This is a genomic window from Streptomyces sp. NPDC046759 (assembly GCF_040645475.1).
Classification (GTDB): Bacteria; Actinomycetota; Actinomycetes; order Streptomycetales; family Streptomycetaceae; genus Streptomyces.
Genome location: NZ_JBEYYJ010000008.1, coordinates 214,402 through 235,878, shown reverse-complemented (window position 1 = coordinate 235,878; position 21,477 = coordinate 214,402). Strand labels below are relative to the sequence as shown.

General features: G+C 71.0%; 22 protein-coding genes. 18 read left to right on the top strand and 4 right to left on the bottom strand.

Annotated features, from left to right (window positions below):
- Positions 1 to 7: 7 nt before the first annotated feature.
- From ABZ919_RS14100 to ABZ919_RS14075, 6 genes are all read left to right on the top strand, one after another.
- Positions 8 to 1,666 carry a penicillin-binding transpeptidase domain-containing protein gene (locus ABZ919_RS14100; RefSeq protein ID WP_361246989.1) on the top strand — a complete coding sequence of 553 codons (1,659 nt, stop codon included), beginning with the start codon at positions 8 to 10 and terminating at the stop codon, positions 1,664 to 1,666.
- A 171-nt stretch (positions 1,667 to 1,837) separates the two neighbouring features.
- Positions 1,838 to 2,170, top strand: a complete 333-nt coding sequence (locus ABZ919_RS14095) for a hypothetical protein (RefSeq protein ID WP_361246986.1) — start codon at positions 1,838 to 1,840, stop codon at positions 2,168 to 2,170.
- A 111-nt stretch (positions 2,171 to 2,281) separates the two neighbouring features.
- Positions 2,282 to 3,730 carry an argininosuccinate synthase gene (gene argG, locus ABZ919_RS14090; protein ID WP_361246983.1) on the top strand — a complete coding sequence of 483 codons (1,449 nt, stop codon included), beginning with the start codon at positions 2,282 to 2,284 and terminating at the stop codon, positions 3,728 to 3,730.
- Positions 3,731 to 3,826: 96 nt separating this feature from the next.
- Positions 3,827 to 4,783, top strand: a complete 957-nt coding sequence (locus ABZ919_RS14085; RefSeq protein WP_361246980.1) for a helix-turn-helix domain-containing protein — start codon at positions 3,827 to 3,829, stop codon at positions 4,781 to 4,783.
- A 127-nt stretch (positions 4,784 to 4,910) separates the two neighbouring features.
- Positions 4,911 to 5,909: a type I glyceraldehyde-3-phosphate dehydrogenase gene (gene gap, locus ABZ919_RS14080; protein WP_361246978.1), complete on the top strand. Its 999-nt coding sequence runs from the start codon at positions 4,911 to 4,913 to the stop codon at positions 5,907 to 5,909.
- A gap of 143 nt (positions 5,910 to 6,052) precedes the next feature.
- The gene (locus ABZ919_RS14075) at positions 6,053 to 7,189 is read left to right on the top strand and encodes an acyl-CoA desaturase (protein ID WP_361246976.1); all 1,137 of its coding nucleotides are present in this window, start codon (positions 6,053 to 6,055) and stop codon (positions 7,187 to 7,189) included.
- Between the two features lie 235 nt (positions 7,190 to 7,424).
- Here ABZ919_RS14075 and ABZ919_RS14070 read toward each other — a convergent pair whose 3' ends face one another.
- A complete protein-coding gene (locus ABZ919_RS14070; protein ID WP_361246973.1) occupies positions 7,425 to 8,087 on the bottom strand; it encodes a response regulator transcription factor in 663 nt (220 codons plus the stop codon).
- Positions 8,084 to 9,337, bottom strand: coding sequence for a sensor histidine kinase (locus ABZ919_RS14065; protein ID WP_361246970.1), 1,254 nt, complete (start codon positions 9,335 to 9,337; stop codon positions 8,084 to 8,086). Before ABZ919_RS14065 ends, ABZ919_RS14070 begins: the two co-directional genes overlap by 4 nt.
- Before the next feature lie 133 nt (positions 9,338 to 9,470).
- On the opposite strand from ABZ919_RS14065, the gene ABZ919_RS14060 reads away from it, so the two are divergent.
- The 10 genes from ABZ919_RS14060 (at position 9,471) to ABZ919_RS14015 (ending at position 18,241) form a co-directional block, all read left to right on the top strand.
- Entirely contained in the window at positions 9,471 to 10,391 is a 921-nt protein-coding gene (locus tag ABZ919_RS14060; protein ID WP_361246967.1) for an ATP-binding cassette domain-containing protein, read from the top strand.
- Complete coding sequence (locus ABZ919_RS14055) at positions 10,388 to 11,209, top strand: ABC transporter permease (RefSeq protein WP_361246964.1); 822 nt, start codon at positions 10,388 to 10,390, stop codon at positions 11,207 to 11,209. The genes ABZ919_RS14060 and ABZ919_RS14055 overlap by 4 nt, the downstream gene beginning before the upstream one ends.
- 258 nt (positions 11,210 to 11,467) lie before the next feature.
- Entirely contained in the window at positions 11,468 to 11,632 is a 165-nt protein-coding gene (gene rpmG, locus ABZ919_RS14050) for a 50S ribosomal protein L33 (RefSeq protein ID WP_153537563.1), read from the top strand.
- 133 nt (positions 11,633 to 11,765) lie between these two features.
- Positions 11,766 to 11,888: a type B 50S ribosomal protein L36 gene (gene ykgO, locus ABZ919_RS14045; protein ID WP_153537567.1), complete on the top strand. Its 123-nt coding sequence runs from the start codon at positions 11,766 to 11,768 to the stop codon at positions 11,886 to 11,888.
- Between the two features lie 474 nt (positions 11,889 to 12,362).
- Entirely contained in the window at positions 12,363 to 13,256 is an 894-nt protein-coding gene (locus ABZ919_RS14040) for a polysaccharide deacetylase family protein (protein WP_361246960.1), read from the top strand.
- Positions 13,257 to 13,454: 198 nt separating this feature from the next.
- Entirely contained in the window at positions 13,455 to 14,906 is a 1,452-nt protein-coding gene (locus tag ABZ919_RS14035; protein ID WP_361246957.1) for a cytosine permease, read from the top strand.
- A gap of 281 nt (positions 14,907 to 15,187) precedes the next feature.
- A complete protein-coding gene (locus tag ABZ919_RS14030; RefSeq protein ID WP_361246954.1) occupies positions 15,188 to 15,853 on the top strand; it encodes an acetate uptake transporter in 666 nt (221 codons plus the stop codon).
- A 133-nt stretch (positions 15,854 to 15,986) separates the two neighbouring features.
- Positions 15,987 to 16,724 carry a hypothetical protein gene (locus tag ABZ919_RS14025; protein WP_361246951.1) on the top strand — a complete coding sequence of 246 codons (738 nt, stop codon included), beginning with the start codon at positions 15,987 to 15,989 and terminating at the stop codon, positions 16,722 to 16,724.
- Positions 16,725 to 16,977: 253 nt separating this feature from the next.
- Positions 16,978 to 17,964: an RNA polymerase sigma-70 factor gene (locus tag ABZ919_RS14020; RefSeq protein ID WP_361246948.1), complete on the top strand. Its 987-nt coding sequence runs from the start codon at positions 16,978 to 16,980 to the stop codon at positions 17,962 to 17,964.
- Position 17,965: 1 nt separating this feature from the next.
- Positions 17,966 to 18,241, top strand: coding sequence for an NAD(P)H-dependent oxidoreductase (locus tag ABZ919_RS14015; protein ID WP_361246945.1), 276 nt, complete (start codon positions 17,966 to 17,968; stop codon positions 18,239 to 18,241).
- 28 nt (positions 18,242 to 18,269) lie between these two features.
- Here the strand turns inward: ABZ919_RS14015 and ABZ919_RS14010 are convergent, their stop codons facing one another.
- On the bottom strand, positions 18,270 to 19,475 hold the full coding sequence (locus tag ABZ919_RS14010; protein WP_361246942.1) for an alpha/beta hydrolase: 1,206 nt from the start codon (positions 19,473 to 19,475) through the stop codon (positions 18,270 to 18,272).
- A gap of 273 nt (positions 19,476 to 19,748) precedes the next feature.
- Complete coding sequence (locus tag ABZ919_RS14005; RefSeq protein ID WP_361247116.1) at positions 19,749 to 20,069, bottom strand: hypothetical protein; 321 nt, start codon at positions 20,067 to 20,069, stop codon at positions 19,749 to 19,751.
- 299 nt (positions 20,070 to 20,368) lie between these two features.
- Between ABZ919_RS14005 and ABZ919_RS14000 the strand changes: the two genes are divergently transcribed.
- Positions 20,369 to 20,797 (top strand): ester cyclase, encoded by a 429-nt coding sequence (locus ABZ919_RS14000; protein WP_361246939.1) that lies wholly within the window; start codon positions 20,369 to 20,371, stop codon positions 20,795 to 20,797.
- Between the two features lie 87 nt (positions 20,798 to 20,884).
- Positions 20,885 to 21,424 carry a HEAT repeat domain-containing protein gene (locus ABZ919_RS13995; protein WP_361246936.1) on the top strand — a complete coding sequence of 180 codons (540 nt, stop codon included), beginning with the start codon at positions 20,885 to 20,887 and terminating at the stop codon, positions 21,422 to 21,424.
- The last annotated feature ends 53 nt before the right edge of the window (positions 21,425 to 21,477 follow it).

Genomic DNA, 21,477 nt, shown 5'->3' with positions numbered 1-21,477 from the left:
CTTTCGTATGAACAGAGCTGTGAAGATCGGCCTTGCCGGTACCTGCACCGCACTGCTCGCCCTCGGGGGGATCGGTACGTACAACATCGTGCATGGCCTGACCTCTGGCTCCACCGGCGACGACAACGCGCAGAACGCACGCGGATTCGACTCGTCGGCGGTGTCGAGCACGCCCCCGTCGGACGCGGAGGCGGTGAAGAGGGCCCGCGCGTTCCTGGACAGTTGGTCCCGCGAGCACCTGGACGGCGCGGCGAGTGAGACCGACGTACCCGACACCGCGCTGCAGGCGCTGCGGGACTACGCCGACGGCCTGCACCTGAAGAAGCTGTCGTTCGGTCACATCGTGTCCGTGGGTCCCTCGTCGGTGACGCCCGGAGCGGCCAAGGTGACCTTCGACGTCACCGCTCAGGTCGCCGGCGGCACCTGGAGCTACCCGAGCGCGGTCGCCGTGCTGAAGAGCACGAACGGTCAGCTGGCGGTCCACTGGAACAAGTCGGTGCTCTATCCGGGCCTCGCCGACGGCCAGTCGCTGACCGCCGGCAAGCTGCCGGCCGGCTCCGACGGTGCGAAGGTGGTCGCGAGCGACGGCAGGACCGACCTGTCCCGCTTCGCATCGCTGCGCGACATCGCGGCGACGATCGGCAAGAACGGCAAGCCCACGGGCGGCAGCCCCGGCACGGGCGTGGCCGTGGTCGACGCCGACGGCACGGGAGTGAAGGCCCTGAAGGTCTTCGTCAAGGGCCGTCCGGCGGTCGTCAGGACGACGATCGACGCCGGCCTCCAGGCGGTGGCCGAGCACGCGGTGCAGGACGCCCATCTGCAGCAGAAGCCCGCCGGGACCGTGGCGCTCGACTGGCGCAACGGCCACATCCTGGCACTCGCGCACTCGGGCGACGACGGCGACATCGCCATCAACGGCATCAAGTCGCCCGGTTCCACGATGAAGATCATCACGTCGGCGGCCCTCTTCGACAAGGCGGGCCTCACGCCGGGCAGTCCGGCGCCGTGCGCCGACTCGCAGATGGCCAACAGCCAGTTGTTCCACAACGACTCCGGCGTGCGCCCCGACGCCGGCTCCTCCCTCGCCCAGGCGTTCACGGTGTCCTGCAACACCTCGTTCATCAAGGACGGTTTCCGCTACCTGGTGCAGGGTGGAGACGCCTCGGCCCTGCACGACGAGGCGGCGAACGTCTTCGGCATGGGCAGCTGGTCCATCGGCGGCGGGGTCGCCACCACCGACCCGAGCATCCCGCCGGACGTCCAGGGCGGCGACCAGGCGGCCCAGTTCATCGGACAGGGCAAGGTGACGGCCACCCCGCTGTTCATGGCGTCCGTGGCGGCCACGGTCCGCAACGTCGGCTTCGAGCAGCCGATCATCCTGCCGGGACAGCACCAGCAGAGCGCGCCCCGGCCCATCGCCGCCCGCACGGCGGGCTATCTGCAGTCCATGATGCGCAGCGTGGCCACCAGTGGTACGGCGGCTCCGCGGCTGGGCGGGCTGATGGGTGTCGGCGCCAAGACCGGCACCGCCGAGGAGGGCGACCACACGAACGGCTGGCTGACCGCCTACAACTCCCGCGTCTCGGTCGCGGCACTCGTCGAAGGCGGCAGCTCCGGCGTGGACTCCGCGGGATACGTCGTACGACAGCTGCTGACCGGCGGCTGACCGCCGGCACCCCGGGCGGGCGGTGGTCCGTCCTGCCCGGGACGGCGTCCCCGGTGTCCCGGCCGGCCTCGCCGGGCCGCCGATCCCCCGGAGTGCGGGCTCCACCCTGGAGAACCGCCAATTCCGTGCGGTCTGGCCCGAGTCGCGGCGGCGGGCATCGCCGTCCATGGCGTGAGCACCCGGGCGCCGGAGGAGCAGGCCGCCTTCGCCACGGCCGAGGTGCTGCCCTTCCCGCTGCTGTCCGACACACAGCTCCAGCTCACCGCGCACCTGCGTCTGCCGGCCTTCCGGGCCGGACAGCGGCTGCGTATCGAACGCCCCATCCTCGTCATCGGCCCCGAGCGCACCGTATGGCACACGCTGTTCCCGTCACCGGCTGTTCCCGGTCACCGACATCCCGGCGGCCGTGGCGCAGGCGTTCGGACTCGCCGCCGGCCGCCCGCCCGCGTCAGCGTGGCGCCGCGCGCGGAGGAGGAGGCGTCCGGCTCCCCGCTGTCGTCGTGACCTCCGTATCCACGAGTGCCGGGCGGACGACGTCCGCGCGCCGGCCTGCCCGAAGGATCCGCTTGTGTGCCGGGCTATGCATGGGCATGCGTCATGATGCATACTCTTCCTATGTCCAAGGTCCTCACCTCCCTTCCGGTCGGCGAGCGCGTCGGCATCGCCTTCTCCGGCGGCCTCGACACGTCGGTCGCCGTCGCGTGGATGCGCGACAAGGGCGCCATCCCGTGCACCTACACCGCCGACATCGGCCAGTACGACGAGCCCGACATCGCCTCGGTGCCCAGCCGTGCCGCGACCTACGGTGCCGAGATCGCGCGCCTGGTCGACTGCCGCGCCGCCCTGGTCGAGGAGGGGCTGGCCGCACTCGCCTGCGGCGCGTTCCACATCCGCTCCGGCGGGCGTGCCTACTTCAACACCACGCCCCTCGGCCGCGCCGTCACCGGCACTCTCCTGGTGCGGGCGATGCTCGAGGACGACGTACAGATCTGGGGCGACGGCTCCACCTTCAAGGGCAACGACATCGAGCGGTTCTACCGCTACGGCCTGCTCGCCAACCCCCACCTGCGGATCTACAAGCCCTGGCTCGACTCCGACTTCGTGACCGAGCTCGGCGGCCGCAAGGAGATGTCCGAGTGGCTGGTCGCCCACGGGCTGCCCTACCGCGACAGCACGGAGAAGGCGTACTCCACCGACGCCAACATCTGGGGCGCCACCCACGAGGCCAAGACCCTGGAGCACCTGGACACCGGCATCGAGACCGTCGAGCCGATCATGGGTGTGCGGTTCTGGGACCCGTCGGTCGAGATCGCCGCCGAGGAGGTGACGATCGGCTTCGACCAGGGCCGCCCGGTGACCATCAACGGCAAGGAGTTCGCCTCGCCGGTCGAACTGGTCATGGAGGCGAACGCCATCGGAGGCCGGCACGGCCTCGGCATGTCGGACCAGATCGAGAACCGGATCATCGAGGCCAAGAGCCGCGGCATCTACGAGGCGCCCGGCATGGCGCTGCTGCACGCTGCCTACGAGCGCCTGGTCAACGCGATCCACAACGAGGACACCCTCGCCCAGTACCACAACGAGGGCCGCAAGCTCGGCCGCCTCATGTACGAGGGCCGCTGGCTGGACCCGCAGGCGCTCATGATCCGCGAGTCGCTGCAGCGCTGGGTCGGCGCGGCGGTCACCGGCGAGGTGACACTGCGGCTGCGGCGCGGTGAGGACTACTCGCTCCTCGACACCACGGGCCCGGCCTTCAGCTACCACCCGGACAAGCTGTCCATGGAGCGCACCGAGGACTCCGCGTTCGGCCCGTCGGACCGGATCGGCCAGCTGACCATGCGCAACCTGGACATCGCCGACTCCCGCGCGCGCCTCGAGCAGTACGCCGGCCTGGGCATGGTCGGCACCGAGCACCCGGCCCTGATCGGCGCGGCGCAGGCCGCCTCCACCGGTCTGATCGGCGCGATGCCGCAGGGCGGCGCCGAGGCGATCGCCTCCCGCGGCGAGGTCTCGGAGGAGGACGAGGCACTGGACCGTGCCGCGATGGAGTCCGGTACCGACTGACCCGGAGCACCGGTCGTACGCCTTGGGCGGCGGGCCCCGTCGGTTCCCCACCGGCGGGGCCCGTCGGCGTACGGCCGCTCTCGTACCCTGTGTGCCGTGCCGTCCCCCCGTCTGCAACATGTCGCCGTCCTGGTGCTCGAAGGCGCCAAACCGCTCGATGTCGGGATCCCCGCGCAGGTGTTCACGACCCGGGCGAGCATGCCGTACGAGGTGCGCGTGTGCGGTGCCGGGCCCGGGCTCGTGGCCGGCGGTGACGGCCTGTCGTACCACGTCGCCCATGGCCTCGACGCGCTCGCGTGGGCGGACATCGTCTTCATCCCCGGATACCGGTTCCCGGACCGCGAGGATCCGCCGCGGTCCGTCGTCGACGCGCTGCTCGCCGCCCACGCCCGGGGCGCACGGCTCGCCGCCATCTCGACAGGTGCCTTCGCGCTCGCGGCGACGGGACTGCTCGACGGCAAGCGGGCGACCACGCACTGGCACTACGCACGGGCCCTCGCGGCGAAACATCCGCGCGTCCGGGTCGACGAGAATGTGCTCTTCGTCGACGAGGGCAGCGTGCTGACGTCCGCCGGCGCCGCCTCCGGCATCGATCTGTGCCTGCACATCCTGCGCAAGGACCTCGGCGTCGCCGTGTCCAACCACGCGGCGCGGCGCCTGGTCGCCGCCCCCTACCGCAGCGGAGGCCAGGCCCAGTACGTGCCGCGCAGTGTGCCCGAGCCGCTCGGCGAACGGTTCGCCGCGACGCGCGAGTGGGCGCTGCACCGCCTCGGCGAGCCGCTCACCCTCACGGCGCTCGCCCGGCATGCGGCGGTCTCGCCCCGCACCCTCTCCCGGCGCTTCGTCGAGGACACCGGGTACACCCCGATGCAGTGGGTGATGCGCGCCCGCATCGACCTGGCCCGCGAACTGCTCGAGCGCTCCGAGCGCGGCATCGAGCAGATCGCCTCCGACGTCGGACTCGGCACCGGCACCAATCTGCGCACCCACTTCCAGCACATCCTCGGCACCACCCCGAGCGAGTACCGGCGCACCTTCACCCAGGGCGAGTAGCCGCCCCCCGCCGCCGGCGGGGGGCGCCGGGCACGCTGGCGCGATCCTTGCGAACCGTGGCGCTCCGGACACGGTCATGGGCGAGGACGGCACGCCACGCTGGTGGGGAAGCGAAGGGACACCATTCATGACGCGCATAGCCATCAACGGATTCGGTCGTATCGGACGCAACGTGCTGCGCGCACTGCTCGAACGCGACAGCGCTCTCGAGGTCGTCGCCGTGAACGACCTCACGGAACCCGCCACCCTGGCACGGCTGCTGGCCTACGACACGACGGCCGGCCGGCTCGGCCGTCCCGTCACGGTCGACGGGGAAACCCTCGTCGTCGACGGCCGTCGCATCACCGTCCTCGCCGAACGCGAGCCGGCCCGACTGCCGTGGACCGACCTCGGTGTGGACCTGGTCCTCGAGTCGACCGGCCGCTTCACCTCGGCGAAGGCCGCCCGCGCACACCTCGACGCGGGCGCGAGGAAGGTCCTCGTGAGCGCACCGTCCGACGGAGCCGACGTCACCGTCGCGTACGGGGTCAACACCGACGCGTACGACCCGGCCCTGCACACGATCGTCTCGAACGCCTCCTGCACCACCAACGCGCTCGCGCCGCTGGCCGCCGTGCTGGACCGACTCGCCGGGATCGAGCACGGTTTCATGACCACGGTGCACGCCTACACGCAGGAGCAGAACCTGCAGGACGGTCCGCACCGCGACGCCCGCAGGGCCCGTGCCGCCGCCGTCAACATCGTGCCGACCACCACGGGCGCGGCGAAGGCGATCGGTCTGGTGCTGCCGAACCTCGACGGAAAGCTGTCGGGCGACTCGATCCGTGTCCCCGTGCCGGTGGGATCGATCGTCGAACTCAACACGACCGTCACACGGGACGTCACCCGTGACGACGTCCTGGCCGCCTACCGCGCGGCGGCAGAGGGGCCGCTCGCCGGGATCCTGGAGTACTCCGAGGACCCGCTGGTGTCGTCCGACATCACCGGCAACCCGGCATCCTCGATCTTCGACTCGGCCCTCACGCGCGTCGACGGCCGGCACGTCAAGGTGGTCGCCTGGTACGACAACGAGTGGGGCTTCTCCCACCGCGTCATCGACACACTCGAACTCCTCGCCGGGCGCTGACCGCACACCCCTTCCACTGAGAAGGCCGAGGCCAGCGGCTCGGAATGGTGGCAACACCCCGCTACGCGGTAGGGGAAGCCCCCTGAAAGGTCCGGTGACTGACCGGCTGTCGGGGTCCACCGGGCCCGCCGAGACTCGACGGCATGACGATTTCCACGCATGCCTCGTCCCACCAGGCCTCGTCCGAGCAGGCCTCGGCGGCCCATGCCCCGTCCGACCACGCCTCGGCCACCGCCGGGGCGCCGGCCGCCCGTTCCGGTACGACCGGATCCGGAGCCGGCAGCGACTTCGCGCGACTGTCCCGGCGCATCGCCGAGGCGGGGCTGATGAAGCGGCGCCCCGGTCACTACACGGCACGGCTCACTCTGGTGATCGCGCTGCTGGGGGCGGGCTGGGGGGCCTTCCTCGCCCTCGGCGACACCTGGTGGCAGTTGGCGGTGGCGGCCTTCCTGGCGTTCATGTTCGGCCAGGTGGCCCTGGTCGCACATGACTTGGCTCACCGTCAGGTGTTCCGGCGGGGCGGTCCGAGCGAGACATGGGGCCGGCTCTTCGGCAATCTCGGGATCGGCATGAGTTACGGCTGGTGGATGAACAAGCACACCCGCCACCATGCCAACCCCAACCACGAGGAACTCGACCCGGATGTCGCTCCGGACATCCTGGTGTGGTCCACCGCCCAGGCCCGCGAAAGCCGCGGTCTCGCCCGTCTCATCGGGGGACACCAGGCGTGGCTGTTCTTCCCGCTGCTGACGCTGGAGGGCTTCAACCTGCACGTGGCGAGCGTGCGGGCGCTGCGGTCGCCGTCGATGAAGCACCGGGTGCTGGAGGGCGGGCTGCTCCTCCTGCACCTGGCGGCCTACGGGGCCGCGCTGTTCCTGGTGCTCCCGCCGGGCAAGGCGGTCGCGTTCCTCTTCGTGCACCAGTGCCTCTTCGGCGTCTACCTCGGCTGCACGTTCGCACCGAACCACAAGGGCATGCCCACCTTGAGCGGTGACGAGCGGCCCGACTTCCTGCGTCGCCAGGTCCTCACCTCCCGCAACGTGCGCGGCGGCCGGCTCACGGACGTACTGCTCGGCGGCCTCAACCACCAGATCGAGCACCACCTGTTCCCGAGCATGCCCACCCCGCATCTGCGGCGGGCCCGGGACATCGTGCGCGCGTACTGCGCGGAGATCGGCGTGCCGTACCACGAGACCGGGCTCGTCCGGTCCTACCGGGAGGCCCTCGCCCACATGCACCGGGTCGGCGAACCGATCAGGCGGCAGCGCACGCGGGCCTGACGACACCGGCCGAAGCCCCGACGGCCGCTCCGGCCCGCGAGCGGCATGGTGACCCCCACCCCACCCAGCAGCACGAGGTACGTCCAGGCGTGGGCGCGCTCCGGATCCTGGCGGCGCCGCAGCCCCGCGATGCTCGGCACGGCGCCGAGGAGCAGCGCGGCGGCGGCGCGCAGGTCGAGGAGGCCGGCCTGGTGCCTCGTCGACGCCGGTCGCGGCCGGGCTACCCGTCCGGCGCTCAGTTCGACGGCGTGACCAGCCCCGTCTCGTAGGCGGTGATCACGAGCTGAACCCGGTCCCGTGCGCCGAGTTTGCCGAGCAGTCGCGAGACATGGGACTTCGCGGTGGCCACCGTGATGAAGAGGTCCTGCGCGATCTCGGTGTTGGACCGCCCGCGTCCGACCAGGGTCAGCACTTCCCGTTCCCGTTCGGTGATGCCCTCCAGTGCCCGGGCCGAGCGCTCGGGAGCGGCCGTGCGGCGTTCGACGAAGTCCGCGATCAGGCGGCGCGTCACGCTCGGCGCGATGAGCGCGTCGCCGGCGGCGACCACGCGGATCGCGGCGAGGATGTCGTCCAGGGCCATGTCCTTGACGGTGAAACCGCTGGCGCCGGCCCGGAGTGCGCCGTGGACGAGGTCGTCCTCGTCGAAGGTGGTGAGGATCAGCACGCGGGTGGCCGCCTGACCGCCCGTGATCCGGCGTGTGGCCTCGATGCCGTCCATCCCCGGCATCCGGATGTCCATGACCACCACGTCGGGCTCGGTCTCCCGGACCAGCCGGACGGCCTCCTCGCCGGTGGCGGCCTCGCCGACGACCTCCAGTCCGGGATGATCGGCCATGAGGACCCGTAGACCGGACCGTACCAGGGGCTGGTCGTCGGCGAGGACGACCCGCACGCTCATCGGGTGTCCGCCGCGGCATCGACAAGCTCGGGCAGCGGCAGCCGGGCCACCACCCGGAAGCCGCCCCCGGGGCGCGGACCGGCGCTGAACCGCCCGTGCAGCAGGGCCGCCCGCTCCCGCATGCCGACGATGCCGAAGCCGTGGCCCGGGCCGTCCTCGGGAATACCGCGACCGCCGTCGACGACCTCCACGGACAGTTCCCCGTCCCCGTAGTCGATGTCGACCGTGCAGTGCCCGGTGCCCGCGTGGCGGACCACATTGGTCAGCGCCTCCTGCACGATCCGGTAGGCCGACAGGTCCACGTCGGCGGGCAGGGGACGCCGCTCCCCGCCGATGCGCACCTCGACGCGCACTCCTGCGTCCGCCGTCGCCGCCGCCAGCCGTTCGACGTCCGCGAGACCCGGCGAGGGCGCGAGCGGCGCCGTGCCGCCGGTGGCCGTCTCCGGCTCGGTCTGACGGAGCGCCACCAGGGTGCGTCTGAGGCCGGACAGGGTCTGTCTGCTGGTGGTCTCGATGGCCCGCAGCGCTGCACGGGCCTCCTCGGGCTGGGTGTGGATGACCCGGCTGCCCACCCCGGCCTGGATGGCGACGATGCCGACACTGTGCGCGATCATGTCGTGCAACTCCCTCGCGATCCGCAGCCGTTCGGCGGTGACCGCCTCGGCCACCTCCTGCGCCCGCAGCGCCACCGTGTGCTCCCGGCGCTCGCGGCTCAGCAGCCCGAGCATGCAGGACGCCGCCATCGCCAGAAGACCGATCACCGCGTCGACGATCAGGAAGTCCGGGCCGTGCGCGAACAGGCCGATGGCCAGGAACTGCAGGCAGAACGAGAGCGACATGGCGACGACGGCGGCCCGGCGCCCGCAGGTGGCGACGATGTACCCCAGGACGAGGTCCGCCGCCAGGTAGGACAGGAACTGGCCCTGGTACGCCAGCGTCAGGCTCGCGGCGGGGGAGCGCTGCGGGACCACCACCACGGCGGTGGCGCCGAGAAGCGTCAGCAGCAGGGCAGTCAGCGGCGCCCGGCGCAGTACTCCGACGAGCAGACTGACGGCCGGCAGCGAGCCGACGGCGACGAGGGGGCCCGAGCTCCGCGGCGCGCCCCCCACCAGAATCAGCAGCAGGAGGATGTACAGCACGCCGCCCGCCCAGGCCGTGGCCGCCGCTCTCGTCATCGCCAAGGGGCCCTTCTCGGGCCTGCGCTGCACGGCGAAGGACGTGCCGGCAGCCGGCTGGTGGGTGGTGGTCATGCCGTGAGACTAACCAGCCGCCCGAGCGCACGGCATCGGCCCGGGGTCGTACGCCTGTGGACCAACTCGCCGCGAGTCTTTGGCGCCCACGGCCTCATGCGCGGCCCGGGCACCTCCCGCCACCGTTGTCGCCGTGATCGAAGTCAACGAACTCACCAAGCGCTACGGCGACAGGACGGCCGTCGACCGTCTCACCTTCACCGTGCGGCCGGGCCGGGTCACCGGCTTCCTCGGCCCCAACGGTGCCGGCAAGACCACCACCTTGCGAACGGTCCTCGGCCTGGACAGTCCCGACGGCGGCACGGCGAGGGTCGGCGGGGTCGACTTCCGCAGCCACCCGCGCGGTCTGCGGCACGTCGGTGCCCTCCTGGACGCGGGCCAGGTCCATGGCGGGCGCAGCGCGGCGGCCCAGCTGTCCGCCCTGGCACGCAGCAACGGCATCCCGCCGCGCCGGGTCGCGGAGGTGCTGGAGGAGGTGGGACTGGCTCAGGCCGCGCGACGACGCATCGGCGGCTTCTCGCTCGGGATGAAGCAACGGCTCGGCATCGCCACGGCCCTGCTCGGCGATCCGCCGGTGCTGGTCTTCGACGAGCCCATCAACGGCATGGACCCGGAGGGTGTCCTGTGGGTACGGCGCCTCTTCCGCCGCCTGGCCGCCGAGGGGCGCACGGTCTTCCTCTCCAGCCACTTGATGTCGGAGATGGAGAACACCGCCGACCAGCTCGTCGTCATCGGCCGGGGCCGGCTGATCGCCGCGGAGTCGCCGGCGGACTTCGCGGCCCGCAGCACGCGCCGCAGTGTCGTCGTGGGCAGCCCGCGGGCCACGGAGCTGGCGGCGGTCCTGGCGGCCGCCGGCGCATCCGTCGAGCCGCAGGTCCCGGCGGGCGACGGGAGGCTCGCCGTGACCGGGTTGCCGGCGGAACGGATCGGAGCACTCGCCCTGGAACAGCGGATCCCGCTGAACGAGCTGACCACGCGAACGGCCTCGCTGGAGGAGGCCTTCATGCAACTCACCGCCGACAGTGTCGAACACCTGGCAGGACAGTCCCGATGACCACACCCACCGCCCCCTCGCCCGTCCGGTTCGCCGACCTGATCGCAGGCGAGTGGATCAAGACGCGATCCCTGCGCTCCATTTGGTGGACGATCGCACTCGCCGGCCTGTTCGTGATCGGTTCCGCAGCCGTCGCGGCGGTCGCGGACCGCCACAACCTGGCGGCCACCGGCACGACACCGCGCGGCCCGGCCGACTTCCTGGCCTTCGACGCCTGTCCGAAGCCCGGCTACATGACGCTGATGCTCGTCGCAGGCAGCGTCGGCGCCATCACCGTCGTGAGCGAGTACAGCAGCGGCCTGATCCGCACCACCACCGTGGCCGTCCCTGCGCGCGGCTCGCTGGTGCTGGCCAAGGCGACCGTCATGACCGCCCTGTGGGCCGCCGTCGGCACAGTCGTCGCCACCGGCTCCTTCCTCGTGTCCCAGGCCATCCTGAACGGACGGCACGCGGGCGTCTCGATCACACACCCCGGCGTGCCACGGGCGCTCGTGGCATCCGCGCTGCTGGCCCCCGTCTGCGCACTGATCGGACTCGGCCTGGGCGTGCTGATCCGCCACAGCGCCGCGACCATGGCCACCTGCGCCTTCACGCTGCTGATGCTGCCCCCCGTCTTCTCGCAGAACAAGCGGTGGTCCGCCGACGTGAACCACGCCATGGTCGCCACAGCCTGGCAGCGCCTGGTCCAGAACTGGGAACCGGATCCGGGCTCGCGCGCCTTCAGCGCCACCGTCGCCGGCTCCTGGCTGGTGTACGGGCTGTGGCCGCTGATCGCGGTCGTGGTCGCGGTGCTGGTCGTCAGGAGGCGGGACGTGTGAACGCCCGCTCCGGAACGCACCGGCGACCGCGGGCCTTCGTGTCCTTCGGAGGCCTGGTGCGAGCTCGCCCCGCGGCACACCGGGGACCGCGGGAATGCCCCGGGACCCCTGCGTCGTTCTCCCTTCGCGTCCGAGCCCGCTGCCTGGCCGGCGGGCGGCAGTACGACAGCACCGGGAATGTCGGAGCACCCTGCGCTGTTGCAAGACACTGCTGACATGCCCGGGTCAATCCGGGGGTGTGGGTGAAAGGAGATTCTCATGGCACGCAGCACCGTGCGTCCCGTCGTCAGGCTGAAGTCCACGGCGGGTACCGGCGTCACCTACGTGACGCGCAAGAACCGTCTGAGCGACCCCGACCGGCTCGTCCTGCGCAAGTACGACCCGGTCGCCGGCCGGCACGTCACCTTCCGCGAGGAGCGCTGACACCCGGCCCCCCCTCCCGGGCCGACCGCCACGAGGAGGCACACCCCTGAGGCCAGGTATTGCGGCGCTACGGCCGTCCCGCGACGCCCCGCAGCTGACCGCCGTGTGGTCCTGAGCACGAGGAGAACCCGCCATGAAGGTGCGCAAGTCCCTGCGTTCGCTGAAGTCCAAGCCCGGCGCCCAACTGGTGCGGCGCCGCGGTGTGGTCTTCGTCGTGAACAAGAAGAACCCCCGTTTCAAGGCACGCCAGGGCTGACAGCCCCCACCGAGCAGACATGGGCACGGTCCTGCCCCGCGCCGGCCAGGCCCATGTCTGCTGGGCATGTCGTCGCCGCCGGCGTCCGGACTCCGCGCCGCCCCGCCGCCCCGCCGGTCGGCCCGTCGGTCCCGACCGAGCCGGCCGGTGGCGCTGTGGCAAGCGGTGGTCGCCCTGCCATGACAGCCAGGCGGACCGCGCGAGCGGCACGCCGCACCCGGCGGCCCTTGCTCACGCCCCGCTCCTCGCCCCCCGTTCTCCTGACGGCGTGACCTGGCCGTACGCAGAGCGGCACCGGGCCGAGGAGCGGCGTCGAGGCGGCAACGACCGGCAGGGTCACCGCGCCGGACCCGCACCCGATTCTGGATGATCTCTTACCGCCGTCTGCACGGCCACGGGCGGTGCGCTGCGTACGGTTTCCCTCGTGGAGCGGCTGTCGGTCGTGACAGCCTTCGATCAGGTGTGGGGGAACGGATGACGGCTGGTCGCCGCGCGGTGCTGGCCGCCATGGCGGGCGGACTGCTCGCCGGTTGCGCGGGCCCGAAGAGCAGCGCCTCCGCCTCCGCCTCACCCGGTCCGGCGAGGCCGACGACGGGCGCGGCGACCACGCCCACCCCTGGTCCCGTGCCCTCGGCGACCCCCGCCGCACGGCCTCCCGTCAGCCGCGCGCAGATCGTGGCCCGCTACGGGCGCAGCGTTCCGCACACCTGGGGCTTCGACGCCCCCGGCGTGGTGCACTCCCTGCCGCGCACGACACAGGACATCGCGCTGACCTTCGACGCGTGCGGCGGCCCGGGCGGCAGCGGCTACGACCGGGCGCTCATCGAGTTCCTGCGCACACGGCACATTCCGGCCACGCTGTTCGTCAACTCCCGCTGGGTCGACGCCAACCCGGGGCTGTTCCACCGGCTTGCCGCGGATCCGCTGTTCGAGATCGCCAACCACGGCACCCGGCACCGCCCCCTGTCCGTCACCGGCCGCTCGGCCTACGGCATCCCCGGCACTCGCGGCGCCGGCGAGGTGTACGACGAGATCGCCGGCAACCGGGCCAGGCTGACCCGCCTGCTCGGCGCCCCGCCCCGCTTCTTCCGGTCCGGCACCGCGTACTGCGACGACGTCGCGGCACACATCGTCACCGACCTCGGGGAACGCTTCGTCAGCTTCTCCGTCAACGGTGACGGCGGCGCCACCTTCACCGCCGAGCAGGTGCACACCACCGTGGCGTCGGCCCCGGCCGGTTCCATCGTGCTGTGCCACATGAACCATCCCGAGGGCGGCACGGCCCGGGGCATCGCGAGCGCCGTTCCGCACCTGCTGGCCACCGGACACCGCTTCGTCCGTCTCTCGGACGCCCTGCACCGGACCTGAGGTGTGCGCCGGAGCAGCACACCTGACGTGACCGGTCATCGCTCCCTGTGATCGCCAGGAGCGGCGGCGCGCCGGACGGCGGACTGCCGGCGCCCCGCTGTAGTTCGCGGCCTTCACCGCCCTTGTCGCACCACTCGTCACAGCGGCCCCGGTGGATCACAATGTGTCCCAGAGGCAGACCGGCCGCCGGGAGGCGTCATGAGCACATCAGCGGAGCCAAGGGTGTCCGGCCTTGAGGTCCGGTCCATCGACTACGTCCCCCTGAACGAGCGGCACGGAAAGCTGTGGCATCTGGGCCCGCTGTGGTTCATGTCCAACGCGCAGATCGCCACCCTGGCCGTCGGGCTGATCAGCATCACCGAAGGCGGCAACCTGATCTGGTCCCTGCTGGCCATCGTCGCGGGCACGGTCATCGGCACCTTCTTCATGGCCTTCCACTCGGCCCAGGGCCCCCAGCTGGGTCTGCCGCAGATGATCCAGTCGCGCCCCCAGTTCGGCTACGTCGGCGCCCTTCTGGTGTGGCTCTTCGCCTATGTGCAATACGCCGGTTTCAACGTCTTCAACAGCATCCTCGCCGCCGACTCGCTGCACACCACCCTGCACGGCAGCGTCAAACTATGGGTCATCGTGGTCACCGCGGTCGCGCTCGTCATCGCGCTGGTGGGCTACGACATCATCCACAAGGCCGAGCGGGTCCTGACGTACACCTTCCTGGTCGTCTTCGGGATCTTCACCGTCGGCGTCCTCGTCACCCTGCACTATCCGGCGGGCTCCTTCGATCTGGGCGCCTTCAAGTGGACCCCGTTCCTCGCGCAGTTCGGCGTGGTCGCCGGCTACCAGATCAGCTGGGCCATCTACGTCTCCGACTACTCGCGCTACCTCCCGCCGGACGTGACGGTGCGCAAGACCTTCTACTGGACGTACTTCGGCTCCGCGCTCGGCGGCATCTGGCTGATGGTGCTCGGTTCGCTGCTGGCCGCGTGGGCGGGCAAGGACTTCGACACCATCAAGTCGATCAACGCGGCCGGGGACAAGGTGTTCGACGGTTTCGGCGCGATCGTGCTGCTCTTCGCCACCCTGGGCCTGGTGTCCGTCACCGCGCTGAACATGTACGGGGGTTCGCTGACCCTCATCAGCGGCATCGACTCGTTCAAGCGGGTGCGGCCGACCCTGGGCGTACGCCTGCTGACCCTCGGCCTGACCGCGGCGCTCTCCCTGATCGGCGCACTGGCCGCGACCGCCAACTTCCTCGCGAACTTCAACGACTTCCTGCTGCTGGTGCTCTATCTGTTCATCCCGTGGACCGCGGTGAACCTCATGGACTACTACGTCGTGCGCCGCGGGCACTACGCCATCGCGGAGATCTTCAACCCGCACGGCATCTACGGCCGTTGGGGCTGGCACGGCATCATCTCGTACGTGGTGGGCTTCGCCGTCATGATCCCCTTTTTCTCCGTCGGCACTCTGTACGTCGGCCCCGCGGCCAAGGCGCTGGGCGGCGCCGACATCTCCCTGTTCATCGGCCTTCCGGTGGCCGCGCTGCTGTACTGGTGGCTGACCCGCTCGATCGACGTGGCCGCCGAGACCCGCGTGGCCCAGGCCGAGGCGGAGGCGCTGGAGCAGGCGGCCCACGAGCACCGTGAGCCCTGAACGTGGCACGACCGTCCACGACAGCGGGCGTGCCGGTCCGCCTCCGGTCCGCCGACGCCGCGGCAGATCGCCGTCTGCCGCGCACCGGCCAGGGTGAGAGGCGCAAAAACAAATAAACCGGGTAATAGGCTATTCAGTACGGTAAATGGGTACCTTTCGTACAGGGAGACGCTGACGGCACCGGGTGTGCCGTCAGCCCGCCTCGGGGTTCCGGCCAGCGCGTTCGCGGGCTCTGCGAGCGTCGGCAGCCGGCGTCTGCTCTGGTCGAAGGGATACCGGACATGAACGAGGACATGAGGAGCCTCCACCCGGAGCAGCCACCCGTGGTGGAGCCGCGTCCGGCGGCATGGGGCGACCCCGCCCCGCTGGGTCTGGCCGGTTTCGCGCTGACCACGTTGATGTTCTCGATCATCAACACCAACCTGTTGAAGGAACCCGGCGCCATCGTGCCGGTGCTGGGTCTCGCCGCCTTCTACGGCGGCCTCGCCCAGTTCGCCGCGGGCCTGTTCGAGTTCCGCCGCGGCAACTCCTTCGGCGCGACGATGTTCGTCTCCTACGCCGCGTTCTGGCTGTCCTACTGGTGGGTCGCCCCCCGCCTGCCGCTCGCCGGTGACACCCACAACGCGGTCGGCCTGTTCCTGCTCGGGTGGGCCGTCTTCACCGCCTTCATGAGTGTCGCCGCGCTACGGGTCAGTCTCGCCGTGCTGGCGATGCTGGCGCTGCTCACGCTCACCTACGTCTTCCTGGCCATCGCGTCCTTCCAGACCGGCGTGGGGCCGCACGTCACGACCCAGGTGGGCGGATGGTTCGGCATCCTCGCCGGACTCGCCGCCTGGTACGCGGCGGCGGCGACCGTCATCAACGAGGCGCACGGCCGTACCCTGCTGCCCGCGGGCACGCGCCGGCCCGGCGTACCCCCGCCGGCACGGGACGAGCGGGTCGTCTGAGACCCGGCAAGAAGGCAGCGCCCTCCTGCAGGCCGCTCCCGAGGGGGGACTGCCGTCCGGCGCGCCCTGCGAGCGTCGTTCGGCCGTCCCCGCTCTCACAGGCCTCTCACCCCCGGCCGGGACAATCCTCGTCATGAACGACGACACGGATGACGCCCGGAGCCGGCTGGCCAGGATCGAGCGGCTGCTGGAGAGCGGCGAACGCGAACTGGTCCCCGCCTGGCGCAGGGCGACGCGTGGTGAACCACGCTGGACGGTGACGGCGGTGATCCTGGCAGCCGTCGCGCTGCAGCTGATCCTGCCGCACCGGCTCATCCTCCTGCGCACGGTCTGGGCCCTGCCCGCGCTGGAGTTGGTGCTGCTGGCCGGACTGATCGCGGCCAATCCCCGGCGGGTCGAGCCCCGTACCCGCTTCCTGCGGTACCTGGGCCTGGCCCTGACCGGTGTGATCAGCCTGGCCAACGGCTGGGCCGCTGTCCGGCTCGTGGGGGACCTGGTGAGCGGCGGAGGGGGTACCGACGCGGTCCCGCTCCTGCTCACCGGTGGCGTGATCTGGGCGACTAACGTCATCGTGTTCGCCCTGTGGTACTGGGAGTGGGACCGGGGCGGCCCGATGGCCCGGATCCAGGGGCGGCACCAGTTCCCCGACTTCCTCTTCGTGCAGATGCAGAGCCCGGAGCTGGCCCCGCCGGACTGGGAGCCGGCGTTCCTGGACTACCTCTATCTGTCCTTCACCAACGCCACCGCCTTCAGCCCGACGGACGTCATGCCGCTGTCCCGCTGGTCGAAGATGCTGATGCTGCTGCAGTCCTCGGTGTCCCTGGTGACCGTGGTCCTCGTGGTCGCCCGCGCGGTCAACATCCTGAAATGACCCGACCGGCTGCGCGAGGCGGCCGGCGGGCGGGTCCGCCTGCGTTCCCTGGTACGGCGCTGCTCTGAGGAGCGAGGACCGAGGAGCGATGACCGCTGCCGGCTCCGGCCGAAACTCCGCTCACCCATATCACACGGGGCCGGGCTGTCTCGTCCAAGATCTCGGAAAGGCGAGCCGGAACCGGGAAGGTGTTGCTCATGGGTGTGTTCCCTGACGTCGGCAATGAACTCCCGCACCTGCGAGGAGGGGCCGAGTGAGCCGCGTCGAGGAGTTCGAGCGGCTGCGGCCGTTGCTGTTCTCCATCGCCTACCGCATCCTGGGCAGCGTCACCGAGGCGGAGGACGCGGTCCAGGAGACCTGGCTGCGCTACGACCTCTCCGCGACCCGACCGGAGTCGGCCAGGGCATTCCTGTCGGCCACGGTCACCCGGATCTCCATCGACGTACTGCGCTCGGCCCGCGTGCGCCGCGAGGAGTACGTCGGACCGTGGTTCCCCGAGCCACTGCTCGCCGACCCGTACCAGGATCCCGAGCACTCGGCCCAGCTCGCCGACTCGCTCTCCATGGCGTCGCTGCTCCTGCGGGAGCGGCTCAGCCCGCTCGAACGGGCGGTCTTCGTCCTGCGTGAGGTGTTCGCCTTCGGCTTCCCCGAGATCGCCTCGGCCGTCGGGCGTTCCGAGGCGGCCTGCCGTCAGCTCGCCGTACGTGCGCGCCGCCACATGAGCGCGGGCAGGCCCCGCTTCGAGGCCGACCACAGGGAACGGGAGCAACTCGCCGAGCGCTTCTTCGCCGCCTCGAAGGAGGGCAACGTCGACGGACTGCGGGACCTGCTCGCCGCCGACGTCCGGATGATCGTGGACAGCGGGGGCAAGGCCCCGCAGTGGGCGGGGGGAATCTTCGGCGTCGAGGAGATGTGCCGGATGCACGACGCGCTCCTCCTGCCGTTCCTCGGCATCGGCGGCGCCATGGAGCCACGCCAGGTCAACGGCCAGCCGGGCGCGGTCTTCCGCGACGGCGACGGCAGGGTCGTCAACACCTGGACCCTCGACATCCTCGACGGACGGAACCAGGCGATCCGCACGGTCACCAACCCCGACAAGCTCGGGCACATGAGCTCGGTCGCGGACGCCTGGGCCCTCCTGCGCCAGGCACAGCAAGCTCGCCGGGCCATGGGCCTACCGGCACTGACCTACCCGATCACCGCACAAGACCCCGTACAGCAAGCGGACCAGGAGAACTGACGTGACCAGGATCGGCATCATCATCGGCAGCACCCGCCCCGGCCGCAACGGCGACAAGGTGGCCCGCTGGGTACGGAGCCTGGCCGCCGAACACGCGGGTGACGCGGCGGAATTCGACATCGTGGACCTGAAGGACCACGCGCTGCCGCTGTTCGACGAGGCCGTCCCGGCCCTCAGGGCACCGGGCGTAGACAACGGCTCAGCCCACGTCGCGAAGAAGACGAAGGCCTGGCTGGCCACCTGTCCCCGCTTCAACATCCCACTCAAAGCCGCATGAACCCCGAAGGATCAACGCGGCGCTGCACCTAGTACTGGAAGAGTACTTCCGGATTGTTCGGCGAGGGGCCGTCCAGCAGCGGACTGTGGATCCCCTTCAGCGTCTGGTCGAAGAACGCTGTCACGTACTCGCGGGTGATCACCACCCCGCGTTCCGGGGAGAGGGGCGGCGTCGGGAACCCGGCCTCCTCCAGAAGCAGGTCCAGGTCGGTGAAGCTGGTGTGGTCGGCGCCGGCGACCGTCAGCCACTTCTTGTAGCCGCCGAGGGCGGCCCAGGCCTGCCCCCACGAGGTGTCGTGGCCGCCGACCGGGTGGTTGGCGGCCGCACCCAGCATGAGGAACGGCCGGCTGATCTGGCCGGGCATCGGGGCCGGGTGGAAGGCGCCGTCCATGTTCACTCCGGCCCGTACTCGCGGGTCGGCGATCATCGTGGCGGCGGCCGCCGCTCCGCCGATGGAGTGTCCGGCCATGCCGATCTCGTGCTTGTCGATGTGGTGTGCCAGGCGCCACGCGGTATTGCCATGCGTCAACTGGTCGATCACGAAGGACACGTCCAGCGCGCGGCTGGCGGCGACGGAGTCGAAGTCGAGCGCCGGGTCATGGCAGATCGCGCACGGCGGCGTCTGGCCGTTCGCCAGCGTCTCGCCGCTGTCCTCGTAGGTGTGGCCGACGAGCGCGACGACGTAGCCGTGACTGGCCAGGTCGGTCGCGAGCGAGGTGAGCACCATGCGCGGGTCCTCGAACCCGGGTGAGAGGACCACCAGCGGATACTTGCCGCTCTGCGGCCGCGCGCCGTCGAAGGCGTGAGTGGTGACGCTGGAAAGGTTCTGTGGGGTGACGCCGGAGCTCGCCGGCACCCCCCGGAACTGGATGGATCCGGCTGCCTCGGCCAGGGTCATGTAAGGGGCCGGAGTCCCGGTCCCGGGGACGGCCGGGTAGACCATCGTGACGGTCAGTTGGCGGGGGCCGGATGACGGCACCCACGGGTCGGGACGGCTCGCGTCGGTGAGGTGGATGACGTCCTCGCCGGCGGCGTAGGGGCCGGTCGGCACGGGGAGCGTGCCTTGGAAGGACCGCGTGGGCGCGGTAGCCGTGGCCGGTGCGGTGTCGAACGCGTGCGTGGCCACCGGTGTGGCCGACGGCGTGGTCGTGGCGGCGAACCCGGCGCCGGTTCCGGTGACGAGGGCGGCGAGCGCCAGCACCGCGACAGCGCTGATACGGCGATTGCGTTTCATGGGATCGACGCTAGGTTCCGCAGCTCCGTAGCGAGTCAGCCGATAGATGTAAACATTCTGGTGTCGTTCGTAGCCCCCGCGAGGTACCGGAGTCATCCGCCGGGACTATGTCGTGCGGCGCGGAGCTCCCCTCGCCGGCATCGTCGAGCGCCACCTTCGTCTTTGCCTGCGACTTGGCCTGCGACGAACACGACGCCGATCCCTACCGCTGGACCTACGACGGCAGCCCACTCAAAGCCGCATGAACCCCCGCAGGATCAACGCGGCGCTGCACTAGGCGATGCCGGGACCGTCGAGCAGCCGGAGCAGCACGGCGGCCTCCTCACGCAGCCGCGATGCCCGGTCGGCCTGCTCCGGCGCCGTGAACTGCGCTGCAACCGCGAGCCGTTCGCCGGCCTCGGCACGCACGAGGTCGGCGATGTGCTGTTCGCTCAGCTCCCGCCGGGCAGCCTCGGTGGCGCCGACACCGATCGGCACCTGCTCGAGAGCCGAGCCGCGCAGTTGCGCGGAACTCACCGGCACCGCCTCGGCGTTGTCCACCGCGGCGAGCGTGGAACGCAGGACACCGACCGCCGTCCTGTCCCGGGCACGCATCGCTTCCCGGAGGGCTTGGCGCATCTGAAGACGCAGAGACATGCGCCGACCTTATGGCTCCGCCTCCAGGAGCCTCAACGGAGTTATTCGTCCGTCACCGCAGACGGAGTCGGCCCGGATCAGCGGACATCGACAGAGGCGACGCGTACGAAGCCCTTCGTGGCCGTTGCCCACGCCGCCGTCCGGCGTGACGGGCAGCGCCGACACCGAGCACACAGAGCTCGGACGCCGTGTCACATGACGGCGATCCGTCTCGTCAGATGTGTGTGCACATCGCCACCGACTCGAGGAGAAGTCGTATGCCGACGGATGAGGCAACGCGTAACAAGGCGACGCTCGCCCGCTTCCATGGCGCCGTGAACACCGGCGATCTGGAGATCATCTCGAAGATGGTCGACGAGCTGGTGGCACCGGACGCGCTGTTCCACGCACCGGTGCCGACGGATATGACAGGGGTACGGGCGCTCAAGCACGTGTGGGCTGTGCTGCTGCGCGCATTTCCCGACATCCACGTCGCGACCGAGGACGTGATCGCCGAGGGGGACAAGGTCGTGGCCAGGAACACGGTGACCGGGACCCACCGGGGTGAGTTCCAGGGTGTGCCACCCACCGGCAGGTCCGTCACCTACGGCGAGATCTTCGTCCTGCGCTTCGAGGCCGGACGGATCGCTGAGATCTGGGGCGTCGTCGACGTCCTCTCCCAGATGCGGCAGCTGGGCGCCCTGTGACCGGGGCGAGCGGCCCCTGACCAGTGCCGTCCTCATGGGAGCGGAAATCTCTTTGCCCGGCGGGTCCAGCGGTTCCATACTGGGCCCATGCTGGGATTCGCCAGGACCGACAACGAAGCCCTCGTCTCCTGCCTGGGTGACCCGCAACGCAGCACCGCCGCGTTCCGCGAACTGCTGCGGCGAGAGGAGCGTGCGACGAGCGCCGTCCGTGCCGGCCTCCGGGACGGGGATCCGGCCGTAAGGGAGGCGTGCTGCCGCCTTCTCGACCACCTGGTCGACACGGACTCGATGGGCGAACTCGTCGCCATGGCCGGCGATCCCGACGCCCGTGTCAGGATCGCCGCCTTCCATGCCCTGGCCTGCGACCGATGCAAGGGCGGCACCTGCGCTCCGGGCGCGGACCAGGTCCTCGAACCCGCGCTGCGCCACCTGTCCTGCGACCCCGACCCGCACGTCCGGGCCATGGCTGCCGAACTCGTCGGCAAGTTCGCCCGTACCCATGCGCGCGCCGCCGCTGCCCTGCAGGAGTCCCGCACCGGCGACCCGAGCCCCGCGGTGCGGAAGAAGGCGGGCTGGTACGCGCCCGGAGGACCCGTGTACGAACGGACACTTCCGCGCACCCGGTGAGCGTCCCCCCGGCCGCCGACGGCGAACAGCACCGGAGAGGCGGCCGGGTGACG